Source organism: Enterococcus sp. MMGLQ5-1, assembly GCF_013155265.1.
GTDB lineage: Bacteria > Bacillota > Bacilli > Lactobacillales > Streptococcaceae > MMGLQ5-1.
Map to the genome: position 1 here is coordinate 16,666 of NZ_JABJXU010000012.1, position 14,768 is coordinate 31,433.

At 36.2% G+C, this 14,768-nt stretch carries 12 protein-coding genes; 3 read left to right on the plus strand and 9 right to left on the minus strand.

The window, feature by feature from the left end; translation table 11 throughout:
• Nucleotides 1-124: 124 nt before the first annotated feature.
• Nucleotides 125-1,693 (minus strand): ABC transporter substrate-binding protein, encoded by a 1,569-nt coding sequence (locus tag HOY35_RS11180; RefSeq protein ID WP_172213733.1) that lies wholly within the window; start codon nucleotides 1,691-1,693, stop codon nucleotides 125-127.
• A gap of 454 nt (nucleotides 1,694-2,147) precedes the next feature.
• Here HOY35_RS11180 and HOY35_RS11185 point away from each other — a divergent pair, with 454 nt between their 5' ends.
• Entirely contained in the window at nucleotides 2,148-2,786 is a 639-nt protein-coding gene (locus tag HOY35_RS11185; RefSeq protein ID WP_172213735.1) for an HAD family phosphatase, read from the plus strand.
• A 423-nt stretch (nucleotides 2,787-3,209) separates the two neighbouring features.
• Here HOY35_RS11185 and nagA read toward each other — a convergent pair whose 3' ends face one another.
• On the minus strand, nucleotides 3,210-4,358 hold the full coding sequence (gene nagA, locus HOY35_RS11190; RefSeq protein WP_172213737.1) for an N-acetylglucosamine-6-phosphate deacetylase: 1,149 nt from the start codon (nucleotides 4,356-4,358) through the stop codon (nucleotides 3,210-3,212).
• 153 nt (nucleotides 4,359-4,511) lie between these two features.
• Here nagA and HOY35_RS11195 point away from each other — a divergent pair, with 153 nt between their 5' ends.
• Both HOY35_RS11195 and HOY35_RS11200 read left to right on the plus strand, forming a co-directional pair.
• Nucleotides 4,512-5,690 carry an MFS transporter gene (locus HOY35_RS11195; RefSeq protein ID WP_172213739.1) on the plus strand — a complete coding sequence of 393 codons (1,179 nt, stop codon included), beginning with the start codon at nucleotides 4,512-4,514 and terminating at the stop codon, nucleotides 5,688-5,690.
• Between the two features lie 152 nt (nucleotides 5,691-5,842).
• Entirely contained in the window at nucleotides 5,843-6,484 is a 642-nt protein-coding gene (locus HOY35_RS11200; protein ID WP_172213741.1) for a helix-turn-helix domain-containing protein, read from the plus strand.
• A gap of 534 nt (nucleotides 6,485-7,018) precedes the next feature.
• On the opposite strand, the gene HOY35_RS11205 is transcribed toward HOY35_RS11200, so the two are convergent.
• From HOY35_RS11205 to HOY35_RS11235, 7 genes are all read right to left on the minus strand, one after another.
• A complete protein-coding gene (locus HOY35_RS11205) occupies nucleotides 7,019-8,323 on the minus strand; it encodes an ABC transporter permease (protein WP_172213743.1) in 1,305 nt (434 codons plus the stop codon).
• Nucleotides 8,320-9,000: an ABC transporter ATP-binding protein gene (locus HOY35_RS11210; protein WP_172213745.1), complete on the minus strand. Its 681-nt coding sequence runs from the start codon at nucleotides 8,998-9,000 to the stop codon at nucleotides 8,320-8,322. The genes HOY35_RS11205 and HOY35_RS11210 overlap by 4 nt, the downstream gene beginning before the upstream one ends.
• A gap of 68 nt (nucleotides 9,001-9,068) precedes the next feature.
• A complete protein-coding gene (locus tag HOY35_RS11215; protein ID WP_172213747.1) occupies nucleotides 9,069-9,815 on the minus strand; it encodes a hypothetical protein in 747 nt (248 codons plus the stop codon).
• On the minus strand, nucleotides 9,815-10,672 hold the full coding sequence (locus tag HOY35_RS11220; protein ID WP_172213749.1) for an ABC transporter ATP-binding protein: 858 nt from the start codon (nucleotides 10,670-10,672) through the stop codon (nucleotides 9,815-9,817). Before HOY35_RS11220 ends, HOY35_RS11215 begins: the two co-directional genes overlap by 1 nt.
• Nucleotides 10,669-11,037, minus strand: a complete 369-nt coding sequence (locus tag HOY35_RS11225; RefSeq protein ID WP_172213751.1) for a GntR family transcriptional regulator — start codon at nucleotides 11,035-11,037, stop codon at nucleotides 10,669-10,671. Before HOY35_RS11225 ends, HOY35_RS11220 begins: the two co-directional genes overlap by 4 nt.
• A gap of 240 nt (nucleotides 11,038-11,277) precedes the next feature.
• Nucleotides 11,278-13,161: a M13 family metallopeptidase gene (locus HOY35_RS11230; protein ID WP_172213753.1), complete on the minus strand. Its 1,884-nt coding sequence runs from the start codon at nucleotides 13,159-13,161 to the stop codon at nucleotides 11,278-11,280.
• Between the two features lie 173 nt (nucleotides 13,162-13,334).
• Nucleotides 13,335-14,492 carry an amidohydrolase gene (locus HOY35_RS11235; protein WP_172213755.1) on the minus strand — a complete coding sequence of 386 codons (1,158 nt, stop codon included), beginning with the start codon at nucleotides 14,490-14,492 and terminating at the stop codon, nucleotides 13,335-13,337.
• Between the last annotated feature and the right edge of the window lie 276 nt (nucleotides 14,493-14,768).

Genomic DNA, 14,768 nt, shown 5'->3' on the forward strand with positions numbered 1-14,768 from the left:
TTTAAGATTGCATCAGCCCGCTCAGCATAAAAAATACTTGACTTAAGCGCACAGGGTTCGTCACCGATTTTAGATGATTCATATAAATAAGCTGTGACTCTGTTTCTCATCACAGCTTATTTTCTTACTTAATTGTCAGTTTAGAAATATCTTCAAATGTATAGATAGGTACCAAGTTAGCATCCTTCACATTGGCAATTCGATTGTTAACTGCTAGAATCTTTTTGTTGTCGACAATTGGATAAATTCGAGCATCATCCGCAATCGCTTTTTGAAGCTCATCATAAATTGCCTCACGCTTTGTTTCATCAAGCTCAACTGCCCCCTCATCAAACAATTGATCCGTTTGTGCATTATCTGTTTGGAAATAGTTTGAGCTACCGCCGGTTCTAAACAGCGCACCGTATAAATCAGGATCATTACCCATGATATAGCCACCTAAGAATAGATTATACTTTGTGGAGCCGGGTGTTTTTAATTCTGAAAAAATCGCAGTACTATCGCCGCCCTCTAAAGTCACTGTCACCCCAACCTTTTGAAGTTGCTGCTGAATAAGAGTTGCTTGAACCGTTTGTGCTGGATCCGTTGAATTAAAAGCAATGTTTAATTTTAAGTCAGAAACCCCTGCTTCAGCCAGTAATGATTTACTCTTGTCAATGCTTGTTTCGTACTTTTCAACAGCGTCTGTTGCAAAAGGATTACTTGGCGGTAAGAATGAGTATGGCGTACTATAATATTCATCGCTTAGGTAAGCTGCCTGATTAAGCTCAGACTTATCTAAAGCATATAATATTGCCTGACGTACTTTTACATCCGTCAAAGCACCAGCTTTTGTATTTAATCCTAAATATCCAACTCGATTTTCAGAATAAGGATAGACCGTTACTTCACTATCATCTAAATCTGAAATATCACTCGGCAAGACAACGGCGGCATCGATTTCACCTTTTTGTAAAGCAACCTTTGCTGTATCAGTACTCTCAATAATTCGTAGAGTAAGATTTTTAATTGAGGGCTCGCCATCAAAGTAATTTTCATTGGCTTCAAAGGTTAAATATTCGCCAGTTTTATACTCCTTTAATTTATATGGTCCTGTTCCTACAGGATCAACCGGCAATTCGCTCACAGAAAAATCAGAAACATCTTTATAAATATGCTCTGGAATAATAAAGGTTTCAGTCGCAATATTATTAATTGCCGCTGCGCTTGCTTCAGGTAAGACAAATTTTACAGTATAGTCATCAACCTTTTCTACAGTAATAGCCTTATCACCAATCCACAATTGATCTGCGTTACCATTCTCCTTTTTAGCCTTCTGCGTATAGGTAAATACCACATCGGCTGCTGTGAAGCCTTCACCATCTGACCACTTTACATCCTGTTTTAATTTTACTGTAACAGATAAGCCATCATCGGCTGGTTCTACTGATTCAGCTAGAACATTTTTATGTGTACCATCTGTTTCAATCGCAACAAGTGGTGAATATATGATATTGCTCACAGTTAATCCCCAACGATCACTCGCATTAATTGGATTAGTTGATGCCGGATCACCACTGATTGCATAGGTAAATGATGAATCATTCTTGCTTGTCTCTGAATCGCTTGACGAGCTATTATTTGAACAAGCTACTAAGAATAATCCCACTATCGCAAATAAAAAGGTTGCGAACCCATATTTAAACTTTTTCATCTAAACACTCCTTAAAAATAATCAATCCTCTATAGCAATTAATTCTATTTAAAATAACAAATAAAGTATAAAAATAAACTAGATCATTAATTTAAAATTTAGAACTTAAAAAGATTTTATCATCAAAAAAAGATTATTAATAATAGTATTTGTTTATATAGGTGATAGATATCTCCTATCAACCATAAGATTTATAAAATAACAAAAAGCCTTGTTTAGATCCATTCAAAACAAGGGGGGGGCTATTTTTAAAATTTTTGCGGCAATTAAATTTAAAACTAACAAATTATAACGCTTATCTTCAATTTACACTAATTTAAGCGTCAAAGTCAATTGAATCGCTTACCAAAAAAACTCTCAAGCCAGCAGGAAAAACCTTGCAGTCAATTTAGTAAAAATAGGAATTATGATAAAATAAAAATTAGGTATAAATAATAGCAGAAAAGGATGAATTATGACATACAAAGCGATTATTTTTGACATGGACGGTGTTCTTGTAGATACAGAACATTTTTATTATCAACGCCGCGAAAATTTTTTAAGAGATTTTTATCAGCTCAATCTTGATCATTTACCACCTAAATTTTTTATTGGTGGCAATATGAAAAATACTTGGCAGGCAGTTCTTGGCGATAATTATCATAAATATGATATCGCAAAGCTATCAGATGAATATTTAGCATACAAAGAACAGCATCCTCTACCGTATCAGGAATTACTTTTTAAAGCTATTCCGTCTACTCTCCAAAAATTAAGTAAAGCTTATCCACTGGCCTTAGCATCAAGCTCGTCACAAAAAGATATCAAGCGTTGTCTCAAAGTTAACCAACTCAGCCAATATTTTAAATACCAGCTCAGCGGTGATGATTTTAAAGAATCAAAGCCTAACCCTGAAATCTATCTCAAGGCAGCTCAGCTGTTACAGGTTCAGCCTGAGGAATGCTTGGTAATTGAAGACAGTGAGAAGGGAATTGCTGCAGGAAAAAGCGCGGGGATGATCGTTTTCGCGATTAAAGATTATCACTATGGCTTAGATCAAACTGCGGCTGACCAGTTGATCGATTCTACCGACGAGATTTTTAGGTTAATTTAATTATAAAAAAGGGGGTGGACAAAAGTCCAACCCCCTTTCGCAATATTCGTAATTTACGGGCTAGATTACCCAAAAAGCGTAAACGGCTCGGTCTGAAATATGAGTACAAGGTAAAAATAATTATAGCGATGCCCTTTATCGCGAATTACTTTTTTCTTGTATCGAATATTTCAAGCCGCTGAAGCTAGATTACCTAAAACATCTCAAACAAATACTTTTCCCACTTGGGTAAAGCACGCCCGAATATGTTAAACGTAAAATTAGCTTGTCTCGACGAACTGTCTCTCTCAAAACTATTCAAATAGATACGTTATCTGGTCAGACAGAAAACGTCTGACTCGTCTATTTTTCACAGTTTTAATCAGGGAGAAAGCATCTTTTTCTACATCGCTAAACGTCTTTTGTCCCAACTCCTTTTTAATGTTATGCTTCGTATCGCTTAACACCATCTAAATAGGTTGCCACTAAATCCATATTTGGCTCTAGGACAATAAAGTCGGCATCACGGCCTGCTTTAATTTGACCACAGACATCGTCAATTTGACAGCTAATTGCTGGGATTAAGCTTGCCATTCTAATCGCTTCTTCAGCAGTTGCAATATTCCAATCAACCACATTTTTTACACAATTTTTCAATTCGGCAATACTACCCGCCAAAGAACCATTTTCAAGCTTTGCCTGTCCATCCTTAACTGTTACTGGAAACTCACCCAAGGTATATTGACCATCAGGCATTGCACCTGCGCGCATACAATCCGTGATTAAGGCAATATGATGACGGTCCTTAGCTGCCATTAATACCTCAGCAGCAACTGGATGAACATGATGACCATCACAGATTAATTCGGCATAGGTTTCCTTTAAATGCATTGCTGCACCAACCATTCCGGGCTCACGGTGGTTTAAGCCACGCATGCCGTTATAGGCATGAACCCAGACCTTTGCACCCGCATCAACCGCCCGCTCGGCCTGTTCATAGGTTGCATTAGAGTGACCCAAAGCAACCACAACACCCTCAGCTGTTACTTCTGAAATAAACGCCGCAACATTATCACGTTCAGGTGCTACCGCAATTTTTTTAATTAAACCGTGCGCTGCCTCTTGCCATTCTTTAAAAACCTCAATACTTGGATCACTCATATATGCTGGATTTTGAGCACCCTTATAAGTTTCAGTAAAAAATGGACCCTCGTAGTAAATACCTTGAATCTTCGCGCCCTTAGCCTCCTGATAATGCTCACCAATCCCCTTAGAAACAGCCTTTAATAAATCAGCCTGCGCTGTTAAAGTTGTCGGTAAAAAGCTCGTTACACCGCAAGCAAGCAAGCCTTCACTCATTACCTCAGTAACATCTTGATAATGATTGTCCATTACATCCTTACCCAATAAACCATGAATATGAGTATCTACCAAGCCTGGTGCAATCCAGCGACCTGTATAATCAATAATTTCAGCATCTACTGGTTTTTCAACCTGAAAATCACCAAATTTACCGTTATTAATTGCTAAAAAGCCAGCAGATTTAACCTCATTAGCATAAAAAAACTTATCAGCATAAATGTATTTTTTCATTTCTACTCCTTTATTATCAACTCTAGCTTCAACTGAATTCATTATAACACGTTTAATTGGTGTATACCAATATTTATTAGCAAATTGTGCTATAATTCTCTGGTGCTAGCTTATTTCAACAAGCTTGTCATTTTATATTATAAGGAGGTTAAAATGATACGTTCATATCAAAAAAATATTCCTTTAATCTGCGGCTATAATTTTCTTAATTATTTTGGCGTCACGATTCTCTGGATCATTTTCTTTAAACAAAAAGGGTTATCAATCATCGAAATTACTTTTTTAGAAAGTATTTATAACGCAACCTCTCTATTATTTGAACTACCTTCAGGCGCTTTGGCTGATCGCTTTAGTTACCGCCGTAATTTAGCTTTCAGTATTTGTGCAGTCATTATTTATAGTTTAATTTTTGTATCTACAGATATTTTTATTTTACTCGCCCTCGGAATGGTAATTCGTGGGATTGGGGATAACCTGGCGAGCGGCACTAGAGAAGCTTTATTATATGAATCAATGGCAGAAGATGGGCAAGCAAAGCGCTTTTTAAAGGTTAATTCTTTTATGTCCGCCATTTATGAGAGCGCACTTGCATCTGGTATGATTATTGCAAGCTTTTTAGTTCACAAGGGACTGTGGATAACTTATATCATTAAAATCATTGCCATGCTAATTGCTTTAGTCTTGATTTATGCCGTCAAGGAACCGCAAATGAAAAAAAGTCAGGATAACTCAAGTGTTAAACAGATTGCAGCGACTGTCCTTAATGAGCTGCGACAACAAAAGGGATTATTCCCATTAATGCTAGCAGTCCAGCTCCTTGGCGCCTTGATTACATTATATTATTTTCTCTATCAGACCAAGCTTGAAAATTTGCCAAGCCATCAGATTGCCCTAATTATGCTAATCAGTCTGATTATCCAAGTTTCAGCTGCAGGGATTGCGGGGATTCTAGGTGATAAATTTAAGTTTAAAGCAATCTTGTTAACTGGCTTTATTTTTTGTGGTGGGTTATTTCTTTTAAGCTTTTTTAATTTATCAATTATTTTCTTAATTATTTATTTATTTAGCAATGCTTTATGGGTATTTGTCATACCCGTTTTTTCAAACTATCTCAATCATCGCATTCCAAGTAGTGTCCGCGCGACCATGCTTAGTGTCTCCTCGATGACGTTCAGCCTTTTCTTGATGTTTCTCTTCCCCATCACCGGCTGGCTGATTGAAAAATTTAATTTTTCGCTAGCCTTTGGTGGTCTCGGTATTTTTGCTTTATTGACTTGTGTTTATTTATTTTTTGCCTTTAAACGTTTTGAAAAAAGAAAAAATATTGCTTAATTGATTGATTTCATGAGGTTGCAACAAATCTTAGCGCAAAATAAATTCAATAAATATTTAATTGCAACAACTCTTGTCTCGCCAAACCTTCAAATACTAATTAGGATGAAATAGAGGCAGGTGCCTCACTAAATTGAAACGGAGCGTATCAAATGAATATTGGTGACCGATTAAAATTGAAACGTACAGAATTAAAGCTAACTCAAGAAAAAATAGCAGATGAGCTTCACGTTTCAAGACAAACAATTTCAAGCTGGGAAACTGGACGCAGTTATCCTGATATTGAAAAATTAATCCAACTCAGTAATTATTTTGAAATCTCTCTTGATGAACTTTTGAAGGAGGATGTTGGCATGATCAACAATATTAAAGCTAAAACCGAGTTAAATGAGAATAAGAAAATTTATTATGCAAGCTACGCCCTTAACTTATTATTACTATGTTTAGTACTATTTAATTTATTTGAAGTTAAAGGATTCAAAATGCCAACCTTTGCAAGCCTTATTGTGAGTACAATGATTTTTGTTAATCTAATTGTAATCTCCGCAGCACGAAAAAAATATTCAGAATTGCTAGGTAAACCATTGTTTACTAAAAATCGACAACTATTACTAACGCTACTGTCAGCTGCCTTAATCCTGGCGATTGCTTCATTTTCATCAATAGCTTTTCTGCATCAATTAAAATTCAAATTGCTCGGCGCAAGTCTGGGCATGCTATTGGCTACAGCAATATTCTCAATACTGTTGCGAAGCAAAAAAGAAACAAAAGGAGGTGGGACAAAAGACGTTTAACGACGTAGAAAATATGCTAAATTGCCTCGTAAAAAAATCGTAAAACAAGCTAACTTCGCGTTTATTTACTCGGCGTACTTGGCCCGAGCGGGAAATCTAGCTTCAACGGCTTGAAAGTATCGGCATTAGCTGAGAAAATAATTTGTGGCAACAATTGAACTAAACTTTATAAGCTCTCCTTGGTCGCTTATAAAATTAAGTTCAATTGCATACCTTGCCGACTAACTGCCTCAAATTTCACTCTGAAATTCTCGGAGAGTAAGTCGTCATGGCAAAGAACGCCTTTACTATTTTTCAGTCTTATGCTCAACTTTCAGAACGAGCCGTTTACGCTTTTTAGATAATGTTCGGAAATTTGTCTGTTTTCCTATGGCATTGAAGTTGTCGCTTTAGCGACTTATGGAAAAGCTAGGGCAACGTGCCTTAGCAGATTTTCTGCTTAGGCGTTGACTAATCGTTGTCGCATTGTCCCCCGTAAATTACGAACAATTAAAAGGGAGTTAGGACTTTTGTCCCAACCCCTTTTAATAATAACTATTCCGACCGCAATGCTTCGATTGGATCTAAGCGGCTGGCTTTTCTTGATGGTAATGTACCGGCTAAGAAGGCAATCAGCATAATTACACCCATTACAATTAAACATGAGCTCAAATTGAATTTGATTAAATCAAAGGCTGGTAAATCCTTCAAGAATGTTTGACCTGCAATATTATTAATAACTGAGCCAATACCAAAGGCACCAAGCAAACCAAGCAATGAACCAAAGAAGCCAATCATGATTGCTTCAAAACTAAATAGAGCAAAAACCTTTCCTCTAGTTAGACCGAGTGCCTTCATCAAACCAATCTCTTGTTTGCGTTCTTGAACGGACATATAAAGCGTATTAATAATCCCAAAGGAAGCAGCAACTAGAGCGATCGCACCAAATAAGATTAATGCGCCTGTAATCCCATTAACAACACCGGTTACCTGACCTAGCGCTTCTTCAAAGCCTTGTACCTGATAGCCATCTTTTTCCATTTCTTTTTTCAGCTGATCAACATCATCCTGACCCTGATAGTCCTTAATTTTAGCACCAACGTACATATACTTTGCTTTCATCTCAGCTGGTGCGTTCTTTTGATTAATTTCATAAATCTTATCGTTTAAGCTTTTATTAATAATTGAGGCGCCGCCTGTATTTAATAATGATTTATTTGGCACAGCAACAACTGTTGCTTCTATATATTCAGTATTTTGATTCGTATAATCATTAACGGCAATTGTCAGTTTTTGACCGATGATATTTTTATTGCTATAACCAAGATATTTCACATAGCTTTCATTAACCATAATTTGATAGTCATCAGACTTATTATCTAATAGCTTACCACTAATCAAGCTCAAATTTGGTTTACCAGATAGATAGGTTAAGCTAGCTTGATATTTCTTAGCAGATTTTCCTTCAATATATTGAATGTTCGTCGCCAAAGAAGGCTCAACATCCTTTAATTGACTATTTTCTTTTAATTTTGCCACGTCAGCTTCATCAAGATAGTTAATCTCTGTACCATTCATATAGCCAGCACTCGCATTTTGTTCATTTTCAGCTGAATACTCATCTGGTTCATCGGCATCCTCTTTTTCAGCTGCCTTATTAACTTTCATAATATTAATTTCGTCTTTTGTACCTACTGAGGCCATTTGTTTATCCACAAAATCATTAACGCCGACATTTAGCCCCATCGTAAGACTAATCGCAAATGCGCCAATAAACACCGACAAAATAGTCAAAATTGTTCTTGCTTTACTGCGCATTAAATTAGAGGTTGCTGTTTTTATTAATTCAACTAAGTTCATGCTGAAACTACCTCCCCATCCTTAATCGTAATCTGACGACCAAATTTTTCCGCCAAATCATCATCATGGGTAACAGTAATCAACGTAATACCATGATTTTCATTTAAATCAAATAATATATTCTCAACAATCTCACTCGTTACTGAATCTAGGTTACCTGTTGGTTCATCCGCAAAAATTACCTGAGGATTATTGACCAAAGCTCTAGCAATACAAACCCGCTGTTTTTGACCACCTGATAAATCATTTGCTTTATTTTTAGCCTTGTCCTCTAGCTCAACCAGCTTTAAAACCTCCATTGCCTTTTCATTACGTTCACGTTTAGAAACACCAGCAATTTTCAAGGGTAATGCCACATTTTCTAAAACAGTTTGACTACCATTTAAGAAAAATTGCTGAAAAATAAAACCAAAGGTATCATTTCTAAGCTTTGACAATTCTTTTTCTTTAAACTTTGAAGTTTCTTGATCTGCAATTTTAAGACTACCCGAGGTCGGACGATCCATTAATGATAAAATATGCATTAGGGTTGATTTACCACTACCTGATTTACCAATAATTGCTACACTTTCACCACGTTTAATCGCAATATCGACACCCTTTAAAGCAAAGAATTCACTCTCACCCTTGCCGTATTGCCGCTTAATCCCTTTGGCATTAATTATCAAATTTGTCATTTTTTTCCTCCTTTAAATCTAAGCTTATCTTAATATAAGCGAGATAAAATCATTCTCAGGACCTACTTTTAAGTCAGCCTTTGTAGCTCTCTTTTGCGATTTAACAAATAGGTAATTACTAAATTAATCAATGAAATTGTTAAAAATGTGATTATTAATGGCATTACTCTAAGCTGACCATCTGCACTAAGACCAATGATATTCTTAATACTAGTGACCACTTGATGCTTGGCAGCACTACTAAGGGATGAATAAATTGTGCCAAGTAAAAATGGCGTTAGAACCACTGCTGCACCAATTAGTAATTTAATAAGATTGCTAAATCGATCAAAGAAAATACCAATTAATAGCCCTAAGCTACTAATCATAAAAATAATAACTAAGGTTAATAAATAACGCGCTAGCATATTAGTTGGCGCATACTGATCCACAATCACAAAAGAATAATTGAAATAATCTTTAAATAATAAATCAAATACCGCTTTAAATAAAAATGCCGAAATCACCACAACATTACTAATAATAAAATTAGTGATTAAATTGCCCAAAAAGATATTGAAACGACTGACACCATTTTGAATACAGAGTTTAAAATCTGACCGTGCACCAATAATTGCTAAAATCATCGTGAATATTAACGCAGGAAATAGTAAGTCTGATTGAACCATCGTCTCACTATTAATTGATTGCTTACTGATAAAGAAAATGGTGACACCCGGCAGAACAAATGAAAACCCCAAAAAATACAGATAATAAATGCCCAGAGAAATCAGTTGATACTTTAGACGATAAAAAATAGTTGCTTTTAATTTCATTAGTAAGTTCCTTTCCGCTTGGTTATCTGAACAAAATAATCTTGTAAATTAAGTGGACTGACTGTCAAACCATCTGGTACATTCTGCAATGGATAATCTTTGACATAATAAGTTACTAACCCACCAAGCTCATCCTGACCAATGATATCCATACCGTTTGTAAATTGAGTCACCATATCCTTTGCGCCACTAATTTTAACATTAGAGGTCTTAATTGCCTCTGCGCTTACTTGCTCAATAATTTGACCGCTTTCTATGATAACCACTTCTTCAATCAATTTAGCGATTTCTTCAATTAAATGTGTAGAAATCACAAAGGTTCTTGGTCGCTCGCTATAGGTTTCAATAAGTGTTCTATAAAATAAGTCTCGATGATTGGCATCCAAGCCAAGAACAGGCTCGTCTAAAAAAATATAATCAGCTGGAACTGATAATGCAACAATCAATTTTAAAATACTGCGGTAACCCGTTGATAATTTTCTAAAGGACAGCTTTTGCTTTAATTGAAAGGCAGTTGTCAAACGATTCGCCAAATCCCAATCAAAGTCACCATAAAACGATTCTGTAATTTTGAATATTTCCTTGACCTTGAGCGATTTAGTATATAAGTTATCCTCACTCATCAAGAAAATTCGATTTTGTAGGGTCTCGTTTTCAATCAGGTTTTGACCATCCAAGGTGACGCAGCCTTCATTAGCAAAAATTCGTGCACTGATTACATTTAAAAGTGTACTTTTCCCTGCACCATTACGACCTAGAAGACCATAGATTGTTTCTGGCTTGAAATCTACTCGAATATCCTTTAAAATCTGTTGCTTTCGATAAGATTTTTGAATATTTTGGACTGCTAAACTCATAATTGATACCCTCTTTCTATTTGTTTCACTAATTCTTCTAACGAAATATTTAAGCGTTTTGCCTCAAAAATTAATTGACTGATTTCTTGATTAAAAAAATATTCTCTCTTTTCTGCCTGTAAGATTTGTCTAGCACCCTGTTTCACAAACATTCCAATCCCTCGCTTTTTTTCAATTACTTGTTTTTCAACCAAAATATTCATACCCTTCAAAACAGTGGCCGGATTGATTTGAAATTGCTTGGAAATTTCGGTAGTTGACGGAATCTGCTGACCTTCCTTAAAAGCGCCACTTAATATTGCCTCTTCAATTTGCTCAGCAACCTGTTGAAATAATGGCAAGTGACTTGTTTCATCAAAATTCATATCTACCTCCTATCTTTTATTTTGACGTAGCATAGACATCACACCTATCTATAGTCTTTTCTAATATTTTTTCACAACCGCTTAATCGGTTAGTTACTTCACCAACTAACTATAAAACTAAAAATAAAATTTGTCAATGATAAATAAAAAAAAATAAATAAAATACAAAAAAGCATCCTTTAGAAGAAAAATACTTCTAAAAAATGCTTTAAGAATAATTGACTATTATATTTTAAAATTTTACCAAATAATAACCCGGTTTTCAGGTTTTCGGTACATGCCATCACTCGACTCTACGGCAAAGGTTTGATAAAATTCTTCAAAGTTTTGGGGCTGAATATTGGCCCGTAATTTTCCTGGCGCATGGACATCAACTGAAAGTAGCATTTGACCATACTCTTGACGCACCTTGATGCGCCAAATTTCAGCCCACTGCATAAAGAAGGCTTTTAAATCAACATCTGCCTCTGTCTTAGCAGCTGTCAATGCTGCATTCATTCCACCATTATCTGCAATATTTTCCGAAACAATCAGCTTACCATTCACCTTGCGGTCAAAGATTTCCAAACCATCAAATTCTTCAATCATCGCCGCTTGCTTTGCTTCAAAAGCAGCCTTATCTGCATCTGTCCACCAATTATTCATATTACCGTATTCATCAAATAGCGCACCATTATTATCAAAGGCATGCGAAATTTCATGGGCAATGACCGCACCAATCCCACCGTAATTCGCCGAAGTGGACTGTTCAATGCTGTAAAATGGTGCTTGTAAAATAGCAGCTGGAAAGACAATTTGATTTGAGGTTGGACTAAAGTAGGCATTCACCATATGTGCAGGCATATGCCATTCTTTACGATCAACCGGTTTGGTATATTTCGCATAATGCTCGGCAATCCGAATTTGAGAAATAGCGTCCGCATTTTCCAATAATGATAATTCTGACTTAACTGAAAATTGATGATAAATTTCTGGTAGCCGATCTGGAAAGCCTATCATCGGTTCCAGTTTATTTAATTTCAAAATGGCTTTGTCAATTGTCTCTTTAGTCAACCAATCATTCGCCGTTAAGCGTTCTTTGTAAACGGCTATCATTTTTTGAGTCATCCGCAATACGTCTTGCTTTGCTTCATTACCAAAATACTTTTGCCCATAATACAGACCGACAACCTGTGAAAAGGTACTAGTTGCTAAATCATAAGCATGCTTGTCCTGTGCACGCGCTTTTTCAACACCACTCAGGGCACGGCTAAATTCACCACCGATTTGACGATATTCGTCTGATAGATAGCTTGAAAACGATAAAACTTGATTGGCAAGCATCCATGACTTAATCAATTGCCAGTTATCAGCATTGATGATTTGATTAAACTGTTCATAAAAACGAATCTCCTCAGTAATCACAAATTCTGGCGTTGTTTGAATTAGTTCTGATACTAATTGAGTAATTGGCACAGTCTGAATAGCCTTTGTAAAAGCTTGCCACTTTTGTGGTCGGTATAAATCAGCATAGCGAGCATTTTCCTCAGAGGTATTCACTACAGGCACAAGCAAGGCATCAAATGCTAATGTTTCATCAATAATTCGGCTTGCTTCAGCCGCTGAGTAACCAAATTTAGGCAATAGCTTAGCCAGCATTTCACGATAGACCTTCAATAGCTCAGCCTTGTTTGGATGCGCCTCAGCATAATAGGTCGTATCTGGTAAAATCAAGCCTGGTGCACTAAAGTATAACGCATGAGTTAAAGTATTTTTCATATCCGGTTGCACAGAAAAGGTAAATGGGACTGGATAACCTTCTAAAGTTAATTCTTTTAAGCTTTCAGAAAAGCTTGACCAATCTAATGCTTCAATTCGTTCAACAAAAGGTTGGGCAGGCGTCACAGCATTCCGATCACGCGTTTCAAAATCTCCCGCCTGATGATAAAATTGCAAAAATGCTTTAAACGGTGCATCATCACTAGCTTCGGGTTCTAAATCTTTAAAATCAGACATCAACGTATCTTCTATATCAATCACTAATTGATCAAAGCTACCAATTCTTGGCTTATCTGCTGGTATTTCAGTCTCAGCAATCCACTCACCATTGACACTTTCAAATAAATCGTCTTGAATTCTAACCATATCTACACCTCAAATTCTAAAAAATTTATGCCTTCAAAACAGACATCTTAAAGATAATTGTAACACAGTCAGCAATAAAGACTGATTATTTAGTATGCAAAAAAACGGCAAAAATAAATAAGCTTAAGTAATCTAGCTTATTTATTTTTGCTAACTATTGACGTCAATTATTCCTATGATTGAAGCTCATCTAATAAGCGCTTGGCATTACTCACATAATATTCAACTGCAAAGGGCAACGCTGTATCATCTACCGTAAAATCGCTATGATGCCAGCCCGGTGCATTTTCAGCACCATTCGTACCAATAAAGGCAAAGACACCGGGGACTTGCTCTTGGAAGGTTGCAAAATCCTCACCTGCATTACTTGCTGGCGGTACAAAAACGTCGGCAAATTTTGAGGTTTCTTGGAAAACGATTTCAGTTAATTTTGGATCATTATTGGTGACATTTGGACCTAGAATCCAAGTAATCTCTGCTTCAACCTGATAAGCCTCAGCAAGATGTTCAACAATTTCATAAAAACGTTTTTTTACGAGTACGCGTGCTGCTTGATCAAAGCTTCTAACAGTTCCTTCAAAAAAGCCTTCATCCGGTAAAACATTCCATGTATTGCCAGCCTCAATGTGTGTCACACTTAAAACAACCGCATCACGCGGCGAAACATTTCGAGCAATAATCGTCTGCAATTGAGCAATAATTTGCGTTAAAGTAACAATCGTATCACGACCTAAATGCGGATCTGCCGCATGAGAGCCAACGCCTTTGATTTTAACGTAAAATTGATCAACAGCCGCCATAATGCCATTTGGCTTAATGCCAATCTCCCCTGCCTTAAACGCCGGATTATTATGAAAACCGATAATTGCTTGAACATCTGCTAAATGCCCATCTTCGATTACTTCTGCTGCACCCGTGTGAATTTCCTCAGCATGCTGAAAAATTAAACGAACCCGCCCATTTAATGACGCTTCTTGTGCCTTTAATATTTTTGCTGCACCAAGTAAGCTTGTTTGATGAAAATCATGACCACAGGCATGCATCACGCCTTGATTAACAGAAGCGTAGGGTAAATTAGTTTTTTCTTCAATTGGCAATGCATCAATATCAGCACGTAAAGCAATCGTCGGACCTTTGGTGTCATCACCAATTTCTGCAATCACACCTGTTGGAAGCTTAGTTTGAATAATTTTAATATCTAACGCCTTTAAAGCAGCAGTTAGGCGCTTGGTTGTTTCAAATTCTTGACCTGATAATTCTGGATTTTGATGAACCAGATGCCTAAAAGCAACTAATTCATTATATAACGCTTCAGAAACGAGTTGAGTCATATTAATAAATCTCCATTCTACTTATAAATGTTCAAGCTTTGTTTAGAAGCATTCTAACATAAATAAAATTAGTTAAGTGATAGATAAAGTCGAATATGTGATAGATAAAATGCATATCAGTCAATTAATAAACCTAAATGTGTATGTATAAACAATTGCAACGATGAATAATAAGAAAATAACCTAATTAATTAACTTTTGCTATCTGAATGATAGTCAATGACTATCAAAGAATAGAATACTGGTATTATTAAGAATTTTTGAATTCTGATAAGA

Bases quoted from the DNA above. Each gene is read 5' to 3' on its own strand.
- HOY35_RS11180 (WP_172213733.1), bottom strand. From the start codon at position 1,693: ATGAAAAAGTTTAAATATGGGTTCGCAACCTTTTTATTTGCGATAGTG.
- HOY35_RS11185 (WP_172213735.1), top strand. From the start codon at position 2,148: ATGACATACAAAGCGATTATTTTTGACATGGACGGTGTTCTTGTAGAT.
- nagA (WP_172213737.1), bottom strand. From the start codon at position 4,358: ATGAAAAAATACATTTATGCTGATAAGTTTTTTTATGCTAATGAGGTT.
- HOY35_RS11195 (WP_172213739.1), top strand. From the start codon at position 4,512: ATGATACGTTCATATCAAAAAAATATTCCTTTAATCTGCGGCTATAAT.
- HOY35_RS11200 (WP_172213741.1), top strand. From the start codon at position 5,843: ATGAATATTGGTGACCGATTAAAATTGAAACGTACAGAATTAAAGCTA.
- HOY35_RS11205 (WP_172213743.1), bottom strand. From the start codon at position 8,323: ATGAACTTAGTTGAATTAATAAAAACAGCAACCTCTAATTTAATGCGC.
- HOY35_RS11210 (WP_172213745.1), bottom strand. From the start codon at position 9,000: ATGACAAATTTGATAATTAATGCCAAAGGGATTAAGCGGCAATACGGC.
- HOY35_RS11215 (WP_172213747.1), bottom strand. From the start codon at position 9,815: ATGAAATTAAAAGCAACTATTTTTTATCGTCTAAAGTATCAACTGATT.
- HOY35_RS11220 (WP_172213749.1), bottom strand. From the start codon at position 10,672: ATGAGTTTAGCAGTCCAAAATATTCAAAAATCTTATCGAAAGCAACAG.
- HOY35_RS11225 (WP_172213751.1), bottom strand. From the start codon at position 11,037: ATGAATTTTGATGAAACAAGTCACTTGCCATTATTTCAACAGGTTGCT.
- HOY35_RS11230 (WP_172213753.1), bottom strand. From the start codon at position 13,161: ATGGTTAGAATTCAAGACGATTTATTTGAAAGTGTCAATGGTGAGTGG.
- HOY35_RS11235 (WP_172213755.1), bottom strand. From the start codon at position 14,492: ATGACTCAACTCGTTTCTGAAGCGTTATATAATGAATTAGTTGCTTTT.